At 23.1% G+C, this 585-nt stretch carries 1 protein-coding gene; it reads right to left on the bottom strand.

What is annotated here, in order from left to right:
- The coding region (locus IE124_RS36400) for a proton-conducting transporter transmembrane domain-containing protein (protein WP_268246776.1) at window positions 1–585 on the bottom strand (585 nt) is incomplete at both ends.

Below are 585 nucleotides of genomic sequence, written 5' to 3'. Positions count from 1 at the left end.
AACCTGCTGTTATTGGAATCCCAGCTAAAGATAATAAGAGTAACGTTAATATAATAGCTAAATCTGGTTGACTCCAAAATAAACCTTTATAATAAGATAATTTTTCATTATTAATGATACTTAATATACCAAATATCCCTAAATTTGTTAAATTATAAGTTAATAAGTAAATATTTATTGTTTCTAGTATAAATTTACTATGTTGCATAGCAACTATTACTGTAAGTAAATAACCCAAATTAGCTATTGAGGAATAACCTAATATACGTTTTAAATTATTTTGTTTAAGTGCTAAAAGATTCCCAAATATTATTGTAACAATAGAAATTATAGTAATTACATTCTTCAAAAAAATATTTATATTTGGTAATATTAATAAAAACCGGATTAATGCTGCAAATACTGAGATTTTACTAACAGTAGCTATATAAGCTGTAATTGGTGTTATTGAACCTTCATAAATATCAGGTGTTGACATATGAAAAGGTATAATAGATAATTTAAAACCTAAACTAATTAATATTAATATAATTCCTATTATTGTCCATCTTGCTATCTGGTTATCTATAAGAAAATAATAATTAG

The sequence above is a fragment of the Streptomyces narbonensis genome (assembly GCF_014649015.1).
Classification (GTDB): domain Bacteria; phylum Actinomycetota; class Actinomycetes; order Streptomycetales; family Streptomycetaceae; genus Streptomyces; species Streptomyces narbonensis.
The sequence above is the reverse complement of the archived record's forward strand: the minus strand, read 5'-3'. Positions and strand labels throughout refer to the sequence as shown.